This window comes from Roseobacter litoralis Och 149, assembly GCF_000154785.2.
Lineage (GTDB): Bacteria > Pseudomonadota > Alphaproteobacteria > Rhodobacterales > Rhodobacteraceae > Roseobacter > Roseobacter litoralis.
In genome coordinates this window covers 4,234,248-4,253,990 of the sequence record NC_015730.1, presented here as the reverse complement: position 1 = coordinate 4,253,990, position 19,743 = coordinate 4,234,248, and the positions used below count along the sequence as shown (strand labels likewise).

22 protein-coding genes are annotated in these 19,743 nt (G+C 56.8%); 5 read left to right on the top strand and 17 right to left on the bottom strand.

Annotation, left to right across the window (positions count from 1 at the left end):
• Positions 1 to 35 precede the first annotated feature (35 nt).
• Entirely contained in the window at positions 36 to 929 is an 894-nt protein-coding gene (locus tag RLO149_RS20420) for an ABC transporter substrate-binding protein (protein ID WP_013963982.1), read from the bottom strand.
• Entirely contained in the window at positions 926 to 1,897 is a 972-nt protein-coding gene (gene pip, locus RLO149_RS20415; RefSeq protein ID WP_013963981.1) for a prolyl aminopeptidase, read from the bottom strand. Before pip ends, RLO149_RS20420 begins: the two co-directional genes overlap by 4 nt.
• Before the next feature lie 48 nt (positions 1,898 to 1,945).
• On the opposite strand from pip, the gene ubiG reads away from it, so the two are divergent.
• Positions 1,946 to 2,692: a bifunctional 2-polyprenyl-6-hydroxyphenol methylase/3-demethylubiquinol 3-O-methyltransferase UbiG gene (gene ubiG, locus RLO149_RS20410; RefSeq protein WP_013963980.1), complete on the top strand. Its 747-nt coding sequence runs from the start codon at positions 1,946 to 1,948 to the stop codon at positions 2,690 to 2,692.
• Here ubiG and RLO149_RS20405 read toward each other — a convergent pair.
• From RLO149_RS20405 to RLO149_RS20390, 4 genes are read right to left on the bottom strand one after another with little or no spacing between them, the layout of a single operon-like run.
• The gene (locus RLO149_RS20405) at positions 2,689 to 3,132 is read right to left on the bottom strand and encodes a MarR family winged helix-turn-helix transcriptional regulator (protein WP_013963979.1); all 444 of its coding nucleotides are present in this window, start codon (positions 3,130 to 3,132) and stop codon (positions 2,689 to 2,691) included. The genes ubiG and RLO149_RS20405 overlap by 4 nt on opposite strands.
• Positions 3,133 to 3,963, bottom strand: a complete 831-nt coding sequence (locus RLO149_RS20400) for a carbon-nitrogen hydrolase family protein (RefSeq protein WP_013963978.1) — start codon at positions 3,961 to 3,963, stop codon at positions 3,133 to 3,135.
• On the bottom strand, positions 3,963 to 4,220 hold the full coding sequence (gene grxC / locus RLO149_RS20395; protein ID WP_013963977.1) for a glutaredoxin 3: 258 nt from the start codon (positions 4,218 to 4,220) through the stop codon (positions 3,963 to 3,965). Before grxC ends, RLO149_RS20400 begins: the two co-directional genes overlap by 1 nt.
• 39 nt (positions 4,221 to 4,259) lie before the next feature.
• Entirely contained in the window at positions 4,260 to 5,009 is a 750-nt protein-coding gene (locus tag RLO149_RS20390; protein ID WP_044025466.1) for a ComF family protein, read from the bottom strand.
• Between RLO149_RS20390 and RLO149_RS20385 the strand changes: the two genes are divergently transcribed.
• Positions 5,008 to 5,826: a methyltransferase domain-containing protein gene (locus RLO149_RS20385; protein ID WP_013963975.1), complete on the top strand. Its 819-nt coding sequence runs from the start codon at positions 5,008 to 5,010 to the stop codon at positions 5,824 to 5,826. The genes RLO149_RS20390 and RLO149_RS20385 overlap by 2 nt on opposite strands.
• Before the next feature lie 55 nt (positions 5,827 to 5,881).
• Positions 5,882 to 6,961 carry a ferrochelatase gene (gene hemH, locus RLO149_RS20380; RefSeq protein WP_013963974.1) on the top strand — a complete coding sequence of 360 codons (1,080 nt, stop codon included), beginning with the start codon at positions 5,882 to 5,884 and terminating at the stop codon, positions 6,959 to 6,961.
• Positions 6,962 to 7,027: 66 nt separating this feature from the next.
• Here hemH and RLO149_RS23975 read toward each other — a convergent pair whose 3' ends face one another.
• Both RLO149_RS23975 and RLO149_RS20370 read right to left on the bottom strand, forming a co-directional pair.
• Positions 7,028 to 7,204: a hypothetical protein gene (locus tag RLO149_RS23975; RefSeq protein WP_044025465.1), complete on the bottom strand. Its 177-nt coding sequence runs from the start codon at positions 7,202 to 7,204 to the stop codon at positions 7,028 to 7,030.
• A gap of 141 nt (positions 7,205 to 7,345) precedes the next feature.
• Complete coding sequence (locus RLO149_RS20370) at positions 7,346 to 7,957, bottom strand: L,D-transpeptidase (RefSeq protein WP_013963973.1); 612 nt, start codon at positions 7,955 to 7,957, stop codon at positions 7,346 to 7,348.
• Between the two features lie 164 nt (positions 7,958 to 8,121).
• Between RLO149_RS20370 and dalA the strand changes: the two genes are divergently transcribed.
• Complete coding sequence (gene dalA / locus RLO149_RS20365; protein WP_013963972.1) at positions 8,122 to 8,667, top strand: divisome-associated lipoprotein DalA; 546 nt, start codon at positions 8,122 to 8,124, stop codon at positions 8,665 to 8,667.
• A gap of 4 nt (positions 8,668 to 8,671) precedes the next feature.
• On the opposite strand, the gene RLO149_RS20360 is transcribed toward dalA, so the two are convergent.
• From RLO149_RS20360 to hslO, 8 genes are all read right to left on the bottom strand, one after another.
• Positions 8,672 to 9,172 carry a L,D-transpeptidase family protein gene (locus RLO149_RS20360; protein WP_013963971.1) on the bottom strand — a complete coding sequence of 167 codons (501 nt, stop codon included), beginning with the start codon at positions 9,170 to 9,172 and terminating at the stop codon, positions 8,672 to 8,674.
• Positions 9,173 to 9,259: 87 nt separating this feature from the next.
• Positions 9,260 to 10,039, bottom strand: a complete 780-nt coding sequence (locus tag RLO149_RS20355; RefSeq protein WP_013963970.1) for an ion transporter — start codon at positions 10,037 to 10,039, stop codon at positions 9,260 to 9,262.
• Positions 10,040 to 10,058: 19 nt separating this feature from the next.
• Positions 10,059 to 11,285 carry a class I SAM-dependent RNA methyltransferase gene (locus tag RLO149_RS20350; protein WP_013963969.1) on the bottom strand — a complete coding sequence of 409 codons (1,227 nt, stop codon included), beginning with the start codon at positions 11,283 to 11,285 and terminating at the stop codon, positions 10,059 to 10,061.
• A gap of 38 nt (positions 11,286 to 11,323) precedes the next feature.
• Complete coding sequence (locus tag RLO149_RS20345) at positions 11,324 to 13,156, bottom strand: ABC transporter ATP-binding protein (RefSeq protein WP_013963968.1); 1,833 nt, start codon at positions 13,154 to 13,156, stop codon at positions 11,324 to 11,326.
• Positions 13,153 to 14,991 carry an ABC transporter ATP-binding protein gene (locus tag RLO149_RS20340; protein ID WP_013963967.1) on the bottom strand — a complete coding sequence of 613 codons (1,839 nt, stop codon included), beginning with the start codon at positions 14,989 to 14,991 and terminating at the stop codon, positions 13,153 to 13,155. Before RLO149_RS20340 ends, RLO149_RS20345 begins: the two co-directional genes overlap by 4 nt.
• Positions 14,992 to 15,161: 170 nt before the next feature.
• Positions 15,162 to 16,340, bottom strand: coding sequence for a CCA tRNA nucleotidyltransferase (locus RLO149_RS20335; RefSeq protein ID WP_013963966.1), 1,179 nt, complete (start codon positions 16,338 to 16,340; stop codon positions 15,162 to 15,164).
• Entirely contained in the window at positions 16,319 to 16,876 is a 558-nt protein-coding gene (locus tag RLO149_RS20330; RefSeq protein ID WP_013963965.1) for a CoA pyrophosphatase, read from the bottom strand. Before RLO149_RS20330 ends, RLO149_RS20335 begins: the two co-directional genes overlap by 22 nt.
• Positions 16,877 to 16,901: 25 nt before the next feature.
• On the bottom strand, positions 16,902 to 17,891 hold the full coding sequence (gene hslO / locus RLO149_RS20325; RefSeq protein WP_013963964.1) for an Hsp33 family molecular chaperone HslO: 990 nt from the start codon (positions 17,889 to 17,891) through the stop codon (positions 16,902 to 16,904).
• 81 nt (positions 17,892 to 17,972) lie between these two features.
• Between hslO and RLO149_RS20320 the strand changes: the two genes are divergently transcribed.
• Positions 17,973 to 18,422, top strand: coding sequence for an NUDIX domain-containing protein (locus tag RLO149_RS20320; protein WP_013963963.1), 450 nt, complete (start codon positions 17,973 to 17,975; stop codon positions 18,420 to 18,422).
• On the opposite strand, the gene RLO149_RS20315 is transcribed toward RLO149_RS20320, so the two are convergent.
• A complete protein-coding gene (locus RLO149_RS20315) occupies positions 18,398 to 19,687 on the bottom strand; it encodes a PP2C family protein-serine/threonine phosphatase (protein ID WP_013963962.1) in 1,290 nt (429 codons plus the stop codon). The genes RLO149_RS20320 and RLO149_RS20315 overlap by 25 nt on opposite strands.
• Positions 19,688 to 19,743 lie beyond the last annotated feature (56 nt).

Below are 19,743 nucleotides of genomic sequence, written 5' to 3'. Positions count from 1 at the left end.
GACCCGGTGTGCAGTCACTGCAACCCCTGATCGTCTCAGGCCATCCACCAACGCTCAGCAGCGCGTAAATTATCCAACGGCCAGCGCGATCCGGTATGATGAGGCAAGGCAAGCCGCTCTGAAACAGCGGCCGTCATTGAAACCGTTTCCGGCAAAAGCGTGATACCGGACAGGTCCGCCAAATCCGAGGTGTCCGACAGCTCCGCAGCATCCACGTAGTTGTCTCTCAACGCTTCTGCCCGCACGGCACTTGAGGAAAGCGCAACAAGCTCGACCGTATCAAACCATCCGGCACGCCCGTCTTTATAATGCTGCGCCACCCGCTGACCGAGAAAATGCCGCCCGGGCTGAAAGCGCTGAACCCTGTACAGGCCCGTGCCGATTCCATCCGACATCGCCACTGCCATGTTCCCGGCCGGATAAATAACCAGCCGTGGATCGGATAGCCGGTAAGGGAAATGCGGATCACCTTCGTGCAATTCGACCAAAACACGTTGCGCATCAAGAACTGACACCCTTGCGACATCCGCAAGCAACGTCTGACGGTGCAGATCAAAGGATGCGACCACATCCTGTGCCGAAAACCGCGTCCCGTCATGAAAATCGACATTCTCACGCAAGGTAAGGGTCCAGACCTGCGCGCGCGCATCCCCTTCCCAAGCGGTCGACAACTCGCCATGAAGCGTTCCGTCAGCAGCAACTTCGGTCAGGGTGTCAAACACGGCACCCACCATGGCCACCTGCATGAACAGACCGTGGTCTTGTCGTGCGTCAAAACTATCTGTGCGGCGCGCACCTGACAGGGCAGCGCGCAACCGACCGCGCCGCGCCGGACTTGCCTGCGCAGACACACCGGTCGCCGCCAGCAAAGCCGCAGCAGCACCCGTGGCAAAAAGCGCCCGCCGGTCCATATGTGAGCGCCGTGTCATCGACCGCCAATCCTGTCCATGGTGCGCACGAGTTCGGCGCTGATCCCCGGTTCCGAAAGCGCATGACCTGCATTGCGAACGATCTTCAATTCGCAATTGTCCCAAGCCTCAGCGAGGCGATAGGCGCTTTCGGGTGGGCAGATCATATCATAGCGACCCTGAACAATGACGCCGGGAATATGTGCAATCCGACCGACATTCGCCAGAATCTGCCCGTCAAAGTCCAGAAAGCCAGCGTTCGAAAAATAGTGATTCTCGAGCCGGGCGAAAGCGCGGGCATATTCACCGGGACTGTCCCCCGTTGATCCCGAAGAATGGATTGATGCCAGCGCGTTTTCCCACGACGACCAAGCCTTGGCAAAGCGCGTTTCCTGCGGCATGTCGCCGGAAAACAACCGGCGGCGGTAGGCTTCGATCAGATCGCCCCGCTCGTCTTCGGGGATGGGTCCGGTGAACCGCGCCCAAACCTCTGGCCAGAACTTGCCCGCGCCGCCGCCATAGAACCAGTCAAGCTCGGCCTGGGTCATCAGGAAAACGCCGCGCAAGACCAGATGACGCGCGCGATCCGGGTGCGTTTCTGCATAGATCAGCGACAGCGTTGCGCCCCAGCTGCCGCCAAACACGATCCAGTCATCGATATCCAGCGCGCGCCGAATCAATTCGATGTCATCGACAAGATGCCATGTGGTGTTATGCGTTACGCTGGCATGGGGCCGTGAGCGACCGCACCCGCGTTGATCAAACAGGATGACGCGAAAAATTGAAGGGTCAAAATAGCGCCGCATTGCCGGGCTGCATCCGCCACCGGGCCCCCCATGCAACACGATCACCGGTATGCCCGTGGGGTTGCCACATTGCTCAACATAGACGCGATGTCCCTGACCAACATCCAGCATCCGCTGATCGAAAGGATCAACCGGGGGGTACAGGTATTGCACTGCGCGCTTTTGGTCCGAGAATTTATCCATTAGGGGCCTATATAGTACGGAAAGATACATGATCATATGGAGCCGAGAATGCAAGCGCCACAAACAACTGTTGATCCGTCTGAAATTGCTAAATTTGAGGCAATGGCGGCTGAATGGTGGGACGAAAACGGGAAATTCAAACCACTGCACATGCTGAACCCGTGCCGGTTGGATTATATTACCGCGCAGATTGCGGGTGAATTTGACCGGGATCTGGCCACGTCAGAGCCGTTCAAAGGATTGCGTATCCTCGACATCGGTTGCGGGGGCGGTCTGCTGGCTGAACCCATGGCGCGTCTCGGGGCGGATGTCGTTGGCGCAGATGCGGCAGAACGCAACATCCCGGTCGCGCGCGTGCATGCTGAGCGGTCAGGCCTGACCATTGATTATCGTCACACCACCGCAGAAGCGCTCGCCGCGGCGGGAGAGCAATTCGACGTGGTCCTCAATATGGAGGTGGTGGAGCATGTGGCCTCCCCCATCGACTACCTGATCGCCTGTCGTCAGCTTCTTAAACGCGGTGGGTTGCAGGTCTGTTCGACACTGAACCGGAATCCGAAATCCTATGTGATGGCCATCATCGGGGCTGAACATGTGATGCGCTGGCTGCCCAAAGGCACACATGAGTGGTCCAAGTTCATCACCCCTGATGAGCTATATGACCTTTTGCGTCAGGCGGGAATGGACCCCGTTGACCGCAAAGGTTTTGTGTTTAACCCGATCACATGGTCGTGGAAGCTGTCGGATCGGGATCTGAGCGTGAACTACGTGACGGCAAGCATCAAGCCCGCCTAGCTCTCATCCCCGAGTAGCATGCGCATCTCGCGCAGAATGGGTATCGCACCGCGCACCTGTTCTGCGCCCATTTTATCGACCATCTGAGTGATCACAGGCGTGACAGTCCCGACCGCATAGTCGCGCGCCTGACGCCCTGCGGGGCTGATGGCGACAAGTTTGCGCCGTGCGTCATCCCAATCGGGGCGAATGTGCACGTAACCTGCCCACTCCAGCTTGCCCAAGGTGTTGGTCATAGCGCCCCGCGTCACATGCAGTGTCTCGGCAAGTTGCGCCGGGGTGCGTTCATCCGCGATCCACGCCAGGTGATTCAACACCGAGAAATGCGAGATTTCCATCCCCTTGGGCAACACGCGGCTGAGGCGGGCGCGCACGAGCTGATCAGCCGCCATAACTTCGGTAAAAAGAGCTATCGCAAGGGCGTTTTTGTCGTCATTCATTCAGGGACCATCGAAAAGGCGCGCATTCGCAAGGCTTGGAATTCTCGCCCGCGCTGACCCTACTTGTTCCATATGCAGATCGGTCATGTAAACGCCCGGTTGCGTACCTGCGTCCAATTGCACATCTCCCCATGGGCCAACCACCAGCGAATGGCCGTAGGTGGCCCGCGTCTTGTGCTGTTTGCTGGGATGTGTGCCGGTTTGTGCGGGCGCCAGAACATAGCATCCGGTCTCAATCGCGCGCGCGCGCAGCAACGCATGCCAATGCGCCGCACCAGTTACCGGGGAAAACGCGGCAGGCACGGTCAGGATGTCCGCACCTGCGCGCGCCAGCGCTGAATGCAGCGCCGAAAAACGCACATCATAACAAACGGTCATGCCTATCGTCGCAAACTCTGTTTGCGCGGTCACGGCATGTTGCCCCGGCCGATACCCATCCGATTCGCGATAGGTTTCTTCGGGCGTGACCTGCACATCGAACATATGTATTTTATCGTACCGCGCCACAATGGCCCCCTGGGGGTCGATCATGAAGGACCGGTTCGCAAAGCGCCCATCCGCATCCCCGGTCTTTAACGCCAGCGACCCGATGAGAATCCAAACACCCAGCGCGCGCGCCTCTTGTTGCATTGCTTGCAGGGTCAGATCGTCCGCCTCATGCGACAAGACCTCACGCTGATGCGACCGGCTTGTGGACAGACAATTCGTAACTTCAGGCGTGAGTATGAACTGTGCGCCCTCAGCAGCGGCCTGCCGCAGGTACCCCAACGTGACCGGGAGGTTTTCTGCCGGATCATCCGAAACACTAAGCTGTAACAAGGCGGTTTTCATTACGCGGCCAGCAACTGATCCAGCTTGCCAGCACGCTCAAGCGCATAAAGGTCATCACAGCCACCGACATGGAGATCACCCACAAAGATTTGCGGGACCGTACGGCTGCCGTTGGCGCGCTGCACCATTTCCGGCTTGCGGCCCGGGTCCGCCAGAACATCAACCTCGGCAAAGGTGATTCCCTTTTGCGACAGCAGCCGCTTGGCCGCATGACAAAAGCCACAGAGGGGGGAGGTATAGATTTCCACGTTTTTCATTTAACCGATCCTTGTTCAACACAGGTGCTGACAAGGCATTTAGGTATTTTTTATCACGCGCGCTAGGGTGACGACGTAAACCGGGCCTGATCCGGCGGCAAGACAGGCATCTGTGGCCGATGACAGAGTGGCCCCAGAGGTAAAGACATCATCCACCAACAGGATCGGTCGGCCCGCCAACCGGTGGCGTCTTTTTGGATGCGCGCGGATAGCACCCTTGACCGAGGTGAACCTGACTTCTTTGGTCATGCCGTCCATGGGCTGCGTGCGCCGCTGTCGTTGCAAAAGGTCGGGACAGACAGGCAAGCCGGCATGCCGGGCAAGGGCCTGCGCCAGTAACGCGGATTGGTTATAGCGACGCTTCAAAAGGCGCATCCAATGCAATGGAATCGGGGCAACCAGCATATTTTCCAACGGCAGGTCTTCAATCGCGCGCGACATCCAGAGCGCGGCAGGCTCGGCTATTTCCTGACGGTCGCCGTGTTTGAGCGCAAGCACCATGCGCCGCGCATTGTCTTTATACAAAAGCGCTGCACGTCCCTTCGTCCATGATCTAGGTGTGATCATGCAGTCATCGCATTTAAGGCAGTCGTCATGGTTATCGCCCGGCAAAGGCGTCCCGCAACTGTCGCAGATCGACCCGCCGATAAATGGTGTATCCCGCCAACAGCTGCCACAAAGACCGAAATCGCTTTCGACCTGTCCACCGCATCCCAGACACCGGGGAGGGTACACAAGTGAAACTGCCGTTTGAAAACCTAGCTGCGACACCTTAATTGATCCTTTCATGACCAAACACACAAAACTAACCGACACGCAGGCTCTTAAACGCCACCGCGCACGCGCTGTGCCGGAGGAATTGTTTTTGCAAGAATCGGCAGCGGACGAAGTGCAGGATCGACTGTCCTTGGTTAATAGGGCGTTTACGGCACCTGCCGTTGTCACGCCTTTTCCCGATGTCTGGCAGAAACATATGCCCAAGGCGCTCATTGTACCGGACAGTGAGACGCTGGACCTTGAGGTCGGCGCGCATGATCTGGTCATCCACGCCATGTCGCTGCACTGGGCGAATGATCCTGTCGGTCAGCTGATCCAGTGTCGGCGGAGCCTGAAACCCGACGGGCTGATGATTGCAGCCACATTGGGCGGACAAACCCTGCAAGAACTGCGCAGTTGTCTCAGCGAGGCGGAAATTGCCCTTACCGGGGGGTTGTCACCACGGGTCGTCCCAATGGGAGAAATCCGCGATCTGGGTGCGCTGTTGCAGCGGGCAGGATTCGCGCTGCCGGTTGCTGACAGCGTGACGCTTCGCGCACAATACCGCGACGCGTTTCACCTGATGCATGATTTGCGAAACATGGGTGAGACAAATGCGCTCGATCAAAGGCGACGTTTAGCCCCCCCGCGCAGGCTTTTTGAACAAACGGCAGCGCTTTATGCAGAAAACTATGCAACCGAGGCAGATCAGGTCAATGCAACGTTTGAACTGGTCTTTTTGACAGGCTGGGCTGCAAGTGACACGCAGCAAAAGCCGTTACGTCCGGGATCTGCAAAACAACGCCTTGCGGATGCCCTGAGTGTACCAGAGCTGCCGTTGCATGATTGACCCGAGCCAAAAACCGTCTATCTGACGGTCATGGCCTGTAGACAAGGAAGACAACATGCTGGATAGCAGCTCCACAGTGAAGGCAATGGCACGGCCCACGCATGCAGCGACCGACCATCCGGAGGTCGCCAAGCCCAAGATCGGCATTTTGCTGGCAAATCTTGGGACGCCGGACAATTACGACTACTGGTCGATGCGCCGGTATCTCAACGAGTTCCTGTCTGACCGCCGCGTTATCGATTATAGCCCCTGGATCTGGCAGCCGTTGCTGCAGTTGATCATTCTGTCCAAGCGACCCTTTTCCAGCGGCGCTGCGTATAAATCTATCTGGAACGAAGAAGACGGTGAAAGCCCGTTGATGACGATCACAAAAGCCCAGACCAAAAAGGTCAAAGAGGTGATGACCAAGAGGCATGGCGACGAAGTCATGGTTGATTTCTGCATGCGTTACGGCAATCCGTCCACCCGATCCAAAGTTGCCGCGATGACGGCAGCAGGATGCCGTAAGATACTGTTTTTCCCGCTTTACCCGCACTATGCGGGTGCGACATCAGCCACGGCAAATGATGAGTTTTTCCGCTCGCTGACCTATGAGAAATGGCAACCGACGACCCGCACGGTCGATCCCTATTTCGATCGCCCCGACTATATTGAGGCGCTGGCACAGTCGATTGAAAAAGCCTACGCCGGGATGGTGACCAAACCCGATATTCTGGTCTGTTCATACCACGGCGTTCCGATCCGCTATCTGATGGAGGGTGACCCCTATCATTGCCAGTGCCAGAAAACGACGCGACTGCTCAAAGAGCGGTTGGGCTGGGCGGATACCGAGATCACGACGACGTTCCAGTCCAAGTTTGGTCCCGAAGAATGGTTGCAACCCTATACCGTCGAGGAAGTCGCAAGGCTGGCAGAAGCGGGTAAAAAGAACATCGCCGTCTGCGCGCCCGCATTCTCGGCGGACTGCATTGAGACACTTGAAGAGATCAACGAAGAAATCAAAGAGAGCTTTGAAGAGGCGGGCGGTGAACAGTTCACCTATATTCCCTGCCTGAACGATGATGACGCGCATATAACCGCGCTGTGCAACACGATCGAAGACAACCTCAAAGGTTGGATCGAGCCACAAAACTGATCATATCGGACAATAAAAAAAGGCGGCGCTGAAAAGCACCGCCTTTTTTAATAGCTTGAATTCCTATTAGGAAACAGCTGCTGCAACGATAACGAGCAGGAGCAGTGGAAGCAGGATACCCGCGGAAGAACCTTGTGTTTCTTCTACGATGACCGGTGCTTCAACAATTGGCTCTTCCAAAGAACCAGCAAATGCTGTCGATGCTGCTGCTGCGAAAGCCGCTGCGAGAACGAGTTTTTTCATGTATTAAACCTCCAGAAAAGGCATGCCACGCAAAGCGATAGCACACGCCCAAGTATTACGTCGTGATTGACTGTAAAGCACCAAAGGTTTGTTTTTGCAAACCAGATTCCACTTTTTTAGCCGCAAACCGCCGAGATGTCGTCAAATTAGCAACACCTGTGTGCCGACTTCAGACAGTTCGAAAAGTTCAGCAATGTGTTCATTGAAAAGCCCGATGCAGCCATTGGACGATTGCCGACCGATTTTCCGGGTGTCATGCGTTCCGTGGATTCTGTAGTAGGTCCAGCTCAGATAAAGAGCGTGCGTACCCATGGGGTTATCGGGTCCCGGGCCAATAAATTCTGGCCAATCCGGGTTGCGTTCCAACATGGAGGGCGTGGGCCGCCAGCTTGGACCCTCGACCTTGCGCACGATTTTGGTGCGTCCACGACGGGTCAACTCTTCGGAGAGCGGCACGCTTGATGGATAGAGTTTATAGAAATCGCCACCCTCCGCCCAGTAATGAAGCGCCCGGCTGTCGATATCGACAAGGATCGCGCCTTTTCTCAGGTCTGAGAAATAAGGCTGCCAGTCAAGTGTGCGAAAGCTCGATATATTGCGGCGCACCGATTCCGTCAGATCCCGCTCACCCTGTGTGGTGCCCGAGGAATTGACCGATCCCAGATCCTGCGCGATCACCGGAGACGCCAGCAAAGCAGCACTGCCTGCCAGAAATGCCCGGCGTCCGGGTTTCTTGAAGTTCGGTTCAGACATTAGATGTCTCCATAAATTTCGTAATACTGGGTTTGCGCAACAATATGGCCAGAATGCCTCAGTCGCAAATCAAAGAGATGTCATCACACCGGCTTGATGCGAGTGCGTTTGATATATCGCCGATTGCGCGATATGTGGCAACACGACCGTTTGAGGAGAACCGAATGATCCGCCTGATATCGCTGCTTATTGCGTTGACCGTCGCTCTGTCTGCCTGTGCGCCGACGTCATCGAGCTCGCGGTTGGGCTCTGACGGTAAACCATTGCCGCAACTTTACCGAATCAAAGACCGTGATACGGCGAATATTCAGTTCCGAATGCTGGATGCGGTGAACGCCTTGCGCTCCGCCTCGGGTCAGGCCCCTGTAGCGCTCGATGCACAACTAAATGCAGCCGCGGCGACACATTCGCGGGATATGTCCGTGCAAAACAGGCCATGGCACTTTGGATCGGATGGCTCGTCGCCGATTGATCGTGTGCAGCGGGTTGGTTTTTCCGGCACGCTTGTTGGTGAAAACATCTCGGAAACCTATGAAACCGAGATCGAAACACTTGCCGCCTGGATGGAAAAGCCCGACACCCGGCGCGTTATTCTGTCCCCCGACGCAGACCGTCTGGGTTTTGCCTGGTTTCAGGAGAGCAAAGGCAAGATTTGGTGGACCTTGATCCTTGGCAAATCTTCAGGTGCTTCTTCAGGTCTCGGGACCTGATACGTCAGGCATTCAACTGGATCAGCGTATCGTTTTGGACCATCGCGTAGATTTCTTCCATTTCCGGATTCGTGACGGCGATACATCCCCATGTCCAATCAGGGTCGTCATTTCTAAAGGGTGATTTCTGCCCATGTATGAAAATGTCACCACCCGCTGATTTCCCGACCGCCTTGGCCGCCGCGTAGTCGTTCACATTGGGGTAGGAAATGCCAAGCGACAGATGGAAATCACTGTTCGGGTTGCGGCGATCAATGCGATACAGCCCCTCAGGTGTTTTACCATCCCCTTCGAACTGTTTGTGTCCAACCGGCGCAAAGCCAAGATGGATATCGTAACTTTTCAGCAGCGATTCGTTGTGCAAAAGATGCATCCGTCGCGCACCCTTGTTCACCACAACAAATGTCACTTCCGGGCCTGAGTATCGTTTAAATTTCGATCCTGTCGCGCAGGCGCTCAAGGACAGCAACGCGGCTGTCCCCATCAATAACTCTCGTCGACGCATTTTTGCTGTCCTGTTTTGTCGTTCCGACATTCTGCTCTTTTTTAAACGTTTAGCATGGCCAAGACGTTAAGCAAGGTCACAAAAACGTTAGGACGGCGGCTTGTCGTTCAGTTTCTTTTCAATCGCCACCAATCGGGAAAGCACCTCATCCCGGTAGGCATCCGTTTGCTCGCCCGCCTCTTGCTGGTGCGCGTCCTGCATGGAATTCACGATCAAACCCACCAACAGGTTCACGACCGCAAACGTCGTCATCATGATGAAGGGAATGAAAAACATCCAGGCATAGGGATAAACCTCCATCACAGGGCGCACGATTCCCATCGACCAGCTTTCCAGCGTCATGATCTGAAAAAGCGTATATCCACTTTGCGGCAGCGACCCGAACCATTGCGGAAAACTGGCCGCAAACAGTTTCGTTGAAATGACCGACCCGATGTAAAAGATGATCGCCATCAGAACGAAAACACTGCCCATACCCGGCAGGGCCGTCACAAACCCTTCAACCACGCGGCGCAGGCTGGGCGCGACGGAAATAACGCGCAGCACCCGCAGGATACGCAGGGCCCGCAGCACCGACATCGTTTGCGATCCCGGAACGAGGGCCGCGCCAACAATCAGGACATCAAAGATATTCCAGCCGCTTTTGAAAAAACGCCGCCCGCGTGCGACCAGTTTCAGGAAAATCTCGACAACGAAAAAGGTAAGACAGGCCTTGTCCAGCATGATGATCAGATCGCCCGCCACGGACATGATCTCGGGCGAGGTTTCCATCCCCAAAAGAATGGCGTTGAAGATAATCACGGCAATCACGAGGTTCGTCACCCAACGATTGTCCAGCCAGATATCAAGTTGCTCTCTTACACCCATCGGGCTCTCCTTTATGCGCTTACCGCATATGTGCAGCGGTAAAGCTCGCGGCAAGCTCTACGTGCGCGGACCAGCGGAATTGATCCACCACCTGAACCCAGTCCAGCACATAGCCGGCAGCACATAACACGGCCGCATCGCGCGCGAATGTCACGGGATTGCACGATACATAGGCCAGTCGCGGCACATCAGCCTTGGCAAGCTCGACCACCTGCGCCTCGGCCCCTGCGCGCGGTGGGTCCAGCACGACCGCATCCACCTTGGTCAACTCCATCGGCACGAGTGGGCGGCGGAACAGATCGCGCGTTTCTGTTGTGACATTTTTCAAACCATCCGCATGACGCCAACCCGCATCCAGCGCTGCGATCATGTCGCCGTCGCCTTCAACCGCGTGCACTTCGCTGTGGCGCGCTAAGGGCAACGCAAAGGTGCCGCAACCGGCAAACAGATCGACGATCCTGCCCGCGCCGCGCGTGATTTCGCGCACGGCGGACAGCAATGCCGCCTCCCCATGGAGTGTCGCCTGCAAGAAGGCGCCGGGCGGGGGTGAAACACTGATACGGTCGAATTCGTAAAGCGGCGGGGTCCGCACAGCGACGATCTCGTCGTCCCACGACAGTCGCGCAATGACTTCTGCCTCGCAAATCGCGGCAAGACGCTGGCGCAGCGGCCCATCCAGCGGCTTTCCTTTTGATGCCGCCACATCCAGCCCGGATTTGCCCAGCGTTACGCTGACCGCCAGTGCGGTTTTGCGACTGGCGCCTGCGATCGCCAACTCTTCTGCGATGCGCGCGCCCTGCAAAACGCCCGGGTCCAGAATCTCGCAGCGTTCGACCGGGATGATCGTGTCTGAGGCGCGCCCGTGAAACCCGACCATGGCACCCTTCTTCGTGCGCCGCGCCGCAAAGCCAGCACGGCGACGCGATTTAGGCGGTGATGTTTCGATCTCGCGAAAAACGGTCTCAAGGTTGTGGCTGGAAAGCGCCTGACGGACGACGTCCACCTTCCAATCGGCCACAAACGCATCATCCGCATGTTGCAACTGACATCCACCACAGGATTTGTAATGCGGACAAGGTGCGGCAACGCGCCGATCTGAGGGCCGGAGCACTTTGACATCGTGCAGCATCTGCCCGTCGATACGGCCCTCAACCGTTTCACCGGGCAAAACGCGCGGCACATAGACCGGGCCTTCGGCGATTCCATCCCCATGAAGCCCCAAGCGTTTGATCAAAAGTTCTGTCATGGGACTGCTTTACGTTTGAATGAGGGCCGCTGCCAGCCCTACTCCGCCGCCTGCGTGCGAATAAACCCGCCCGACTGCCGGTCCCAGTACTGCGCATAGAGGCCTTGCTGTGCCAGCAGTACCTCGTGACGGCCATCTTCCACGATCTGGCCGTCTTTCATTACAATGATCCGGTCCATTTCGGTCAGCGTGGAAAGCCTGTGCGCAATGGCCAGAACGGTTTTACCATCCATCACCCGCTCCAGCGCGGATTGAATGGCCGCTTCGACCTCACTGTCGAGGGCGCTTGTCGCTTCGTCCAGAACAAGGATCGGCGCATCCTTGAGAATGGCGCGCGCCAAAGCAATCCGCTGGCGTTGCCCGCCCGACAGTTTCACGCCCCGTTCGCCCAGATGGGCATCGTAGCCCGTGCGTCCGCGATGATCCTCAAGGTCCTGGATAAAGGCGTGTGCCTCGGCCTTTTGCGCCGCGGCAATCACCTCTTCGCGTGTCGCATCGGGTCGACCATAGAGGATATTATCCATGGCAGAGCGGTTGAACATGGCCGTTTCCTGCGTGACCATCCCGATATTTCTGCGCAAGCTTTCCTGTGTCACCTGCGTGATATCCGCGCCATCAATCGTGATCTTGCCCTTTTCGGGATCATAAAGACGCAACAAAAGTGCCACGAGCGTGGATTTACCCACCCCGGATGCCCCGACAATGCCGATTTTCTCGCCTGGGTGAACGGTCAGGTTGATCCCCTGCACACCACCCGTTTGACGCCCATAGGCAAAGCCCAGATCATGCAGTTCGATCTGCCCGGCGGGCACCTCAAGCGCCATAGCGCTGGCATTATCCTCAATACGCTGGCGCGGTGTCAGCGTTTTGATCCCGTCTTCGACTTCACCGATGTTGGAGTAAATCTGCATCAGCGTGAAGCTGACCCACCCGGTCATTTGCGCAATGCGGATCGCCACGGCACCCGCCGCAACGATATCGCCTTGTGTGGCCTGCCCTGCCTGCCACAGCGTGATCGTCCCGCCGATCAGCAATACAGGTAAAAGCCCCGCCAGCGACATGAGCGCAAAGCGGAACCCTGCTGAAAGATACCCGAACGCAAGGGCGCGTTCGCGGAACGTCTGCATCGCGCCCAAAGCGGCCCGGTCTTCGTACTCGGCATGGGCAAAAAGCTTGACCATTTTGATATTGGTAATGGTATCGACGATCTGCCCGGACACCATGGCCCGCGCACCAGCACGCCGCGCCGAACGCTCACGGATGCGGGGCAGGAACCAGTTGATCAGCGCGAAATAGACAACGAGCCAAACCGCAAAGCAAAGTGCGACACGCCAGTCGATTGCAAAAAGCAACGCAACAGAACCGATCAGGGCCGCCAGCGCAAAGGCCACGACATTGATCAGTTCAGACACCACATCCGTAACCGCCCGCGCCGCCTGCATCTGTTTCTGCGCAATCCGCCCTGCAAAATCATTGTCAAAAAACCCGACCGTCTGGCCCAAAGTCCACCTGTGCAAACGCGACAACACCAGCGGGTTCACATTCGGCATCACAACGATGGAGTTCGTGGCCGACGACAGACCATATAGAACAGGACGCGCCAGCAGGAAGAAGGCCACAGCGCCGACCACGACAGGCAGGTTGTCACCGGAATAAAACTGATCCGGCGTGGAATTCGCCGTGGCGTCAATGACCAGCCCGAGAATCAGGGCCGTGCCGACCTCCATCGCGCCGGCCAATGCCGAGAATATGGTGGCCAACCACAATGCAGGCCACGATCCTGACAGGCACCAGCGCATAAACGGCCCAAGCGACTGCGGCGGGGGTCCCTCGGCACGGCGAAACGCGTCTATCCAGCCTCCAATATTCACACGTTTTCCTCAACACTCAGAAATCCACCTGACTGGCGGGCCCAGAAATCTGCATATAGCCCGCCTTTGGACAAAAGCGCGTCATGGCTGCCATCTTCGACAATTCGCCCCTTATCCATCACCAGAATCCGGTCCATCTTGGCGATGGTGGAGAGGCGGTGCGCAATCGCAATGACGGTTTTACCTTCCATCATGCCATAGAGCGTATCCTGAATGGCGGCTTCGACTTCGCTGTCGAGCGCGGAGGTCGCCTCGTCCAGCAACAGGATCGGCGCGTCTTTCAGAATGACCCGTGCCAGCGTGATACGCTGACGCTGCCCCCCTGACAGTTTGACGCCCCGCTCACCGACATGCGCGTCATATCCACGACGACCTTCGGGATCCTCAAGGTCGAGGATGAACTCATGCGCCTGTGCCTGTTTGGCCGCCGCAATCATCTCATCTTCGCCTGCACCCGCCCTGCCATAAAGCAGGTTGTCCCGCACAGAACGATGCAAAAGCGAGCTGTCCTGCTGCACCATACCAATGGCCAGACGCAGACTGTCTTGCCGGACCGTGCTGATATCCTGCCCATCAATGGTGATCCTGCCCGCTTCGACGTCATAAAAGCGCAGCAGCAATTTGACCAAGGTGGATTTACCGGCACCAGATCGACCGATCAACCCGACCTTTTCGCCGCGACGAATGGTCAGATCAATCCTGTCCAGACCACCGCTGGTGCGCCCGTAATGGTGGCTTAACCCTTCGATCGAAATCTCACCCGAGGTCAGGTGCAGCGGTTTTGCAGCGGCATTATCGGTGAGCGTTATGGGCTGCGCGATGGTCTGCATCCCCTCAGCCACCACGCCCAATTCCCGGAAAAAGCTGGTCAGCGCCCACATGATCCAACCCGTCATCGCATTCAGCCGAAGCGTCAGCGCCGTGGCCGCCGCGACCACACCAACGCTGGCCGTTCCCTGCACCCACAACAACATCGCCCAGCCGACAACGCCGATGATCAACACACCATTCAGTATGACCAGAACCACATCCATCTTGGTGAAAATGCGCATTTCTTTCTGGAATGTGACGCGGGTCTCTTCGATCGCCTCGCGGGCATAATCAATTTCGCGTTCGTGATGGGCAAACATCTTGACCGAATGGATGTTGGTATAGGCATCCACCAACCGCCCCGTCAGCTTGGAACGGGCATTTGATGCAGCTTCAGACGCAGGCCCCACGCGCAAAACCGTCCAGCGCACCAACGCACCATATAGTACAAACCATCCCAACAGCGGGATCAAAAGCCGCGGGTCAGCGGTGCTCAGCAGGATGGCGGCACCCAGAAAATACGCCAGCGAAAACGACAGCGCATCAAAGATCTGAAATACGACCTCGCCTGCGGCGGACGGCGCCTGCATCATCCGGTTTGCAATCCGGCCCGCAAAATCATTTTCGAACCAGCCAACAGATTGCCGCAAAACGTGGCGATGATTACGCCACCGCATCAGGTTTCCAAAGTTGGGCAGGATAGCGTTGTTCAAAACCAGAACATCCAGCGCCTGTATTGCAGGGCGCAAGAACAGGATGAACAGCGACACAAGGATCAATTCCGTCGCATGCGTCGCCCAGAAAACGGCCGGATCGCCGTTCATCAGATCAACGACGCGGCCCATATAATAGATCAGCCCGACCTCGATCCCGGCGACGATGATCGACATAAACCCCGCCACGAAAAAAAGTTTGCGAAACTGCCCGGCGAAACTCCACAAAAAGGGCCAGAGTTTTGCGGGCGGCTGATCGGTTTCCACATAATCAGCATAGGGGTCGATAAGGTTTTCGAAATAACGGAACATGGGCGGAGGCCTTGGATTCAAGATGTACGAAATGTCCGGACGCCGTTGCGGCAAGTCCGGCAGGATAGGGTTATGACAAGCTTAGCTGTCCCAGATCCCGCGATACATTTCGTATTCCTCCGTTGTGGTGTGAACGGCGTAGCAGAAAATCAGGGCGGTTGTCGAGTGCCTCACTCCAAAGCGAGCAACGCATCGCGCGTCAGCGAAAAACCCGATGCAATCCATTGCTGTTCCAACAGGCGCACCCGGTCACCCAGCGCCTTGCCCTGGTAGGTCGGCATCAGATCTGCCGCCTTGACGGGAAATTTTGCATCAGCCCCCTTGGAAATCTCATCCAGTGTTGAGGCTGGCACAGGCTGGCTGGCAAAAGCCGCGCGCAAGATCGCCGCGCCGCGCGCAAGATCAGCGTTTTCACGATAGGCAATCTCAGCGAGTGACATGGGGCCAAAGCCAAACGCCTGAAGTTGCTTTAGTTTTCGCGCCTCTGCCCGGCTGAGCCTCAGGGAGTCTTCTGCCGTATCGCCCCCCAAGGCCGAAAGCCGCAATACCGGATCAGGCCCATGGCCCATGGCGGCTTCAAGATGGACAACTGGCCCCAAAAACTGGTCATCGCTGCCCGGCAAAACGATGCCAAGACACCCGGTCTGCCGCATCACTGCCACCGAAGGCGCCGGGTCGGGCGCGCGCAAAAGCTTCATCATTTCTGCGCCAATGCGTTCAGCTGAAAGTTGCGCCAGTCTGGCGGTATTTTGCGCAATTGCATCCAGCGCATCCGGGTCAAACCCAGCGTCGGGATCCGCATACCACGCATGAAATCTGAAAAACCGCAGGATCCTAAGATAGTCTTCGCGGATACGTTTTTGCGGGTCTTCGATAAATCTGACGCGCCGGTTCAGACAGTCTTGCATCCCGTGCAGAGGGTCCACAAGCTGCCCAGCAGGTGCGGCATAAAGGGCATTCATCGTGAAATCCCGCCGACGGGCATCTTCCCGAATATCGGTTGAAAAACACACGACTGCATATCGCCCATCGGTCGATGTGTCGCTCCGAAAGGTCGTGACCTCAAACCCTGTGCCGCCGCTCACGATGGTCACAGTTCCATGATCCAGACCCGTGGGAACCGCCCTGAGCCCCGCCGCATTGGCCAGACGCATCACGTTTTCGGGCGTCTGATCGGTTGCAAGATCAACATCGGATCCGGCAATCCCCAACAGTGCGTCGCGCACACAGCCGCCCACGAAGTAGACCGCACCGCCCTCAGACGACAGAGCCGCGCAGACAGCTTGCGCATCCGCGTCATGCAGCCAAGCGGTATCAGCCGGCAGGTTTATGACATCTGATCGGTCCATGCCCGCAACATACGCGCAGTTGCGCCCCAAATGTAATAGGGCCCGAACGGCACCGCAAAGTAAGACCGCCGCTGGCCGCGCCACATCCGGCCTTCAATGGCGAAGTTGGCCTTGTTCAGAACATGGCTGAGCGGAACCGTGAAAATCTCTTCGACTTCGCCGGGTTCAGGACGCTGCTCGAACGCGGTATGGACGTATCCGATTACAGGCGTCACCATAAAACCTGTAACCGTTTCATGTGCAGGCAACTGACCCAAAACCTCTACATTTGACGGATGTAAACCGATCTCCTCATGGGCTTCCCGTAGTGCCGCGGCGGTGACATCGGTGTCCCCCTCATCCTGTTTACCCCCCGGAAAGGCAATCTGGCCGGGGTGATGTTTCAACCCCGAAGACCGCTTTGTCAGGATGAGGTGCAGACCCTTTCGGTCTTCAAAGACCGCAACCAGAACCCCGGCGGGGCGTAGTTTCCGCCCCACTGGCAGCACGGTATCCGGGTTAAGATCAAAATCAGACGAAGGTCGCCCAGCGCGCATCAGAGATTGCCTGATTCGCGCCAGATCAGTCACCCGTCTGGTCATCTGTGGCCTCAAACCCAACGGTTTCCGGGTCAAGATCATAGTGCGCGCCACAAAACTGGCAGTCAGCGGTTACGCGACCTTCATCCGTAGTCATCGTTTTAATGTCACGTGCAGAATAAATGGACAGGCTTTGGCGCACGCGGTCCTCAGAACACGAGCAGCCAAACCGCACCACCTGCGCGTCGTAGACGCGCGGTATTTCTTCGTGAAAGAGTCGCAGAAGCAAGTCGTTCGGCGCGACTGTCGGCCCGATCAACTCCATTTCCTCAACTGTATCGAGCAAAATGTTCACCCTGTTCCAGTTCTCTTTCTCATCCCCCTCCACAAGGTCGGAAGGTTGCAGAACATCCCCACTGCCGTCTCCTTGCGCAACAAACGGCGATGCCTTGGGCATGTGTTGCAGCATGATACCGCCACCGCGCCAGTGTTCACCCACCTGCGGTTGCGTCGAGCGTCCGAAGCTGAGCGAAAAGCGCGTGGGCAACTGTTCGGATTGCGCGAAATAGGCCTCGGCACAGGCCGCGAGAGAGTCACCCGCAATAGGCGTGATCCCTTGATAAGGTTTCATTCCCTGACCCTGATCGATCATGATCGCGAAATACCCCTCACCGATCTGATCAAAGGGTGTGCCATCGGTTAACCGCGTTTCGTCGTAGCTGGCGTATGCGCGGATGCGGGCAGCGCCACCGGCTTCCTCCGGACCATAGTAGTCGGTCGAGATCATCCGGACCGGCCCTTTGGACTGAACCTGAAGTTGCAGCTTCCAGCGCAGTTTGACCGTTTGACCTATCAAAGCTGTCAGCAACGCCATCTCAGCAACCAATGCCTCGACCTGCGCGGGGTAATCATGCTGCTTGAGAATACCGTCCAGCGCACCATCCAGACGGGCGACCCGCCCGCGGATATCGCTTGCATCAAGCTGGAAGGGCAGAACAGTGTCGTCCCACGCGATCTTATGTCCAAGTGTCATTGGGGTTTCCTTATGGCCAGGCGATTGGCATACCGCGTCCATATAAGGGCCTCAACCCTGATGAAAAGAGGAGAAGCCAGAATGATACCGAGGGTCGGCCATGCGCCAGAAGCAAACCGTCGTTATACTGCGCGTCCCGGAACCTATGCCATATTACCGCTCAAGGATCGGTTTTTGCTGACGCTACAAGTCGCGGACAGACTTGATGTTCAGCTGCCGGGCGGGGGTATTGATCCCGGCGAACACCCTTTGCAGGCCCTGCACCGCGAGGTGATGGAGGAAATCGGCTGGCGCATTTCGCGGCCTCAAAAGATGGGTGTTTTTCGACGGTTCACCTATATGCCGGATTATGATCTGTGGGCTGAAAAAATCTGCCATATCTATGTGGCCAAGCCCGTTTTGCAGATTGCCGATCCTATTGAAGAAGATCACGAAACACTGTTGCTACCGGCAGATCAGGCCATAGATGCGCTGGGCAATGATGGTGACAGGTTGTTTTTGTCACGTTACGTTTCGCTGGGATCGAGCTGAAACTCAAACATGATACCTGACACGTCATCCGGAAAGTCCGAGGTTCCGGCAAACTCGCCTAGTTTCCACATCAGTGTTTCAAACAAGGCCGGGCCAGTCACATGATGCATCTCGCGCAGGTACGTTTCGAGCCCCTCTTCGCCCAGCATCTGACCTGTCGTGTTCGGACACTCCGTCACGCCATCTGAAAAGATTACCAGACGGTCTCCCGGTTCCAGCGTCATTTCGAATTCTTCAAAGGTCACGTCCGGCATCAGACCAACCGGAAACCCTCCGGTGCCTGTTTGTACGATGTCGCCGGATTTCCGCTGTACAATAGGATGCGGATGCCCGGCTTGTCCAAGCCTCACCTCGCCGGTTTTGAGGTTGATGTCGGCCAGCATCAGCGTGAAATAATGCTCCGTCTCCATTTCATCGAGAACCATTTCGTTCAGGGTTTCGATGGCCTCAAACAAGGGACGTGATCGGTAGGAGCCGTCGTCGGTCTTTTCCAGCGCGATGTTTTGATCCGGCGCACTCCCGGATAGATACCCCGCCAAGCGCGCCGTCATCAGCGCCGAACTGATACCATGCCCTGAGACGTCGAGTGAATACAGACCCAGATGCCCGTCACCAGCGGAATAGTGCCCCACAAGATCGCCGCCGACGTGACCGCTGGACCTGAGAAAGAGGGACAAATGGCTATCGCCGATTCTCTTGAACCGCTCGGGTATCAGCGATTCCTGTAGTTTGTTGGCTTCAATCAAATCATTATCGAGCGAATCATACAGGCGTTGCAGCTCTTTCAGCGTGTCACCAATGACGCGATTCTTTTGCGTCAGTTCCAGTTGCATCTTGAGAATACGCTCGCCCGCCGTGATCCGTGCGCGCAACTCGTTACCGTTCACGGGCTTGGTCAGGAAATCATCTGCGCCCGCGTCCAATCCTTCAGCGACGTCGTTCTTTTCGCTCTTGGAGGTCAGCAGGATGAAATAACCGTAGCTATCCGACGTCAACGCCCTGAATTCTTTGCAAAACTGAATGCCATCCATCGTCGGCATCACCCAATCACTGATGACCAATTCGGGGCGCTTCGCGATACAGATATCCAACGCCTCTTCGCCAGAGGCCGCTTCGATCACGTCATAGCCCCAGCGCACCAACGAACTGGACAGGATTTTCCGCTGAAGCCGACTGTCATCCACGACCAGAATAAGCCGTTTTTCCACGACCTCCGTCTGGGGTGGTTGTGAGGGTTCAGGGGAAAGCGAAGCGGACATTTGCATACCATTTCTTGGAATCCCGTCCAGAAATATCTGCGGACCCTTAAGGTGAAGTGAAC

What these genes read in the sequence shown, in the direction of transcription:
- dalA (WP_013963972.1), top strand. Translation starts at nt 8,122, where the DNA reads ATGATCCGCCTGATATCGCTGCTTATTGCGTTGACCGTCGCTCTGTCT.
- hslO (WP_013963964.1), bottom strand. Translation starts at nt 17,891, where the DNA reads ATGACACTTGGACATAAGATCGCGTGGGACGACACTGTTCTGCCCTTC.
- RLO149_RS20340 (WP_013963967.1), bottom strand. Translation starts at nt 14,991, where the DNA reads ATGTTCCGTTATTTCGAAAACCTTATCGACCCCTATGCTGATTATGTG.
- RLO149_RS20420 (WP_013963982.1), bottom strand. Translation starts at nt 929, where the DNA reads ATGACACGGCGCTCACATATGGACCGGCGGGCGCTTTTTGCCACGGGT.
- pip (WP_013963981.1), bottom strand. Translation starts at nt 1,897, where the DNA reads ATGGATAAATTCTCGGACCAAAAGCGCGCAGTGCAATACCTGTACCCC.
- RLO149_RS20360 (WP_013963971.1), bottom strand. Translation starts at nt 9,172, where the DNA reads ATGCGTCGACGAGAGTTATTGATGGGGACAGCCGCGTTGCTGTCCTTG.
- RLO149_RS20385 (WP_013963975.1), top strand. Translation starts at nt 5,008, where the DNA reads ATGACCAAACACACAAAACTAACCGACACGCAGGCTCTTAAACGCCAC.
- hemH (WP_013963974.1), top strand. Translation starts at nt 5,882, where the DNA reads ATGCTGGATAGCAGCTCCACAGTGAAGGCAATGGCACGGCCCACGCAT.
- RLO149_RS20330 (WP_013963965.1), bottom strand. Translation starts at nt 16,876, where the DNA reads ATGCGCGCTGGGCGACCTTCGTCTGATTTTGATCTTAACCCGGATACC.
- RLO149_RS20355 (WP_013963970.1), bottom strand. Translation starts at nt 10,039, where the DNA reads ATGGGTGTAAGAGAGCAACTTGATATCTGGCTGGACAATCGTTGGGTG.
- ubiG (WP_013963980.1), top strand. Translation starts at nt 1,946, where the DNA reads ATGCAAGCGCCACAAACAACTGTTGATCCGTCTGAAATTGCTAAATTT.
- RLO149_RS20405 (WP_013963979.1), bottom strand. Translation starts at nt 3,132, where the DNA reads ATGAATGACGACAAAAACGCCCTTGCGATAGCTCTTTTTACCGAAGTT.
- RLO149_RS20315 (WP_013963962.1), bottom strand. Translation starts at nt 19,687, where the DNA reads ATGCAAATGTCCGCTTCGCTTTCCCCTGAACCCTCACAACCACCCCAG.
- RLO149_RS23975 (WP_044025465.1), bottom strand. Translation starts at nt 7,204, where the DNA reads ATGAAAAAACTCGTTCTCGCAGCGGCTTTCGCAGCAGCAGCATCGACA.
- RLO149_RS20400 (WP_013963978.1), bottom strand. Translation starts at nt 3,963, where the DNA reads ATGAAAACCGCCTTGTTACAGCTTAGTGTTTCGGATGATCCGGCAGAA.
- RLO149_RS20320 (WP_013963963.1), top strand. Translation starts at nt 17,973, where the DNA reads ATGATACCGAGGGTCGGCCATGCGCCAGAAGCAAACCGTCGTTATACT.
- grxC (WP_013963977.1), bottom strand. Translation starts at nt 4,220, where the DNA reads ATGAAAAACGTGGAAATCTATACCTCCCCCCTCTGTGGCTTTTGTCAT.
- RLO149_RS20390 (WP_044025466.1), bottom strand. Translation starts at nt 5,009, where the DNA reads ATGAAAGGATCAATTAAGGTGTCGCAGCTAGGTTTTCAAACGGCAGTT.
- RLO149_RS20335 (WP_013963966.1), bottom strand. Translation starts at nt 16,340, where the DNA reads ATGGACCGATCAGATGTCATAAACCTGCCGGCTGATACCGCTTGGCTG.
- RLO149_RS20370 (WP_013963973.1), bottom strand. Translation starts at nt 7,957, where the DNA reads ATGTCTGAACCGAACTTCAAGAAACCCGGACGCCGGGCATTTCTGGCA.
- RLO149_RS20350 (WP_013963969.1), bottom strand. Translation starts at nt 11,285, where the DNA reads ATGACAGAACTTTTGATCAAACGCTTGGGGCTTCATGGGGATGGAATC.